This is a genomic window from Shigella sp. FC1661, from assembly GCF_001712525.1.
In the GTDB taxonomy this organism is placed as follows: domain Bacteria; phylum Pseudomonadota; class Gammaproteobacteria; order Enterobacterales; family Enterobacteriaceae; genus Escherichia; species Escherichia coli.
The window spans coordinates 1-1,178 of the sequence record NZ_MDGW01000354.1 but is presented as its reverse complement, the minus strand read 5'-3'; the positions used below and the strand labels follow the sequence as shown (position 1 = coordinate 1,178).

General features: G+C 53.7%; 1 protein-coding gene and 1 pseudogene. Both read right to left on the bottom strand.

Annotated elements, in window-relative coordinates:
* A pseudogene (tnpC, locus tag BFF42_RS17820) lies at positions 1-744 on the bottom strand (IS66 family transposase); the annotation flags it as partial.
* 38 nt (positions 745-782) lie between these two features.
* Positions 783-1,178: IS3 family transposase (locus BFF42_RS17815; RefSeq protein WP_052968043.1), on the bottom strand; the 396-nt coding region annotated here is incomplete at its 5' end.

Sequence of the window (1,178 nt, the reverse complement as noted above, 5' to 3'; positions counted from 1 at the left end):
GCATCCTGCTTCCGTCAACGCGCCGCCTTCTCGTTCGGCACTGAACAGCCGATCGTAACCATTAAACGCATCTGCCTGCAGGATACCCCGGAAGGGACTAAGGTGCTGCTCCGGATGTTTACCCTGATGGTCCGGTGAGTAGGCGAACCAGACCGCCGGAGGCTCTGGCGAACCGGCATTCCTGTCATCCCGGACATACGTCCAGATATATCCTGTTTTCGCCTTCTTCCTGCCCGGTGCCAGCACTTTTACTGGTGTGTCATCAGTGTGAACTTTGCGGCTGTTCATCACATAACGGTACAGAGCATCATTCAGCGGCGTCATTAACTGGCAGCACGCGTCAACCCAGTTGGAGAGTAATGCACGGCTCAGTTCGACACCCTGACGGGCAAAAATTTCACTCTGACGATACAGTGGCAGGTGTTCGCAGTATTTTCCCGTTAACACGCGGGCAAGTAACCCCGGGCCCGCGATACCACGCTCTATCGGACGGGATGGTGCCGGTGCTTCAACGATGCAGTCACATTTTGTACAGGCTTTTTTTACCCGTTCTGTGCGGATCACTTTCAGAGCGCTGCTCACCAGTTCCAGTTGTTCTGCGCTGACTTCCCCCAGATAATCCAGCTCACCGCCACACTCCGGGCAACAGCTTTCTTCTGGCTCCAGGCGATTTATTTCGCGGGGCAGATGCTCCGGTAACGGGCGACGATGACGAGACTGTCGCAACTGGCGGGGAACCTGAGGTGTACTGGCAATAGCGAACACTACCATTTGTTCTTTTTTTAAGCAGCCATCTGATGATATTTTTCCCTGAAGGCTGCCGGGGAGATATTCCCCAGACGAGAGTGACGACGCTGACGATTGTAGAAAATCTCAATGTATTCCCGTATTACTGAGATGGCTTCATCCCGGTTATTAAAACGATAGTGGCTCAGGCTCTCATTTTTCAGCGTTCCCCAGAAGCTTTCCATCGGAGCGTTGTCGTAACAGTGACCTTTACGCGACATTGATGTTTTCAGACCAGACTGCTCCTGTATGACCCGGTAATCGTATGCGCAGTACTGTGAACCTCGATCAGAGTGGTGGATTAGCCCGGCAGGTGGGCGCTGGCTCCTGAGCGCCATAAACAGGGCTTTACCTGTCAGCTCTTTTGTCATGCGCTCTCCCATGGCGTAGCC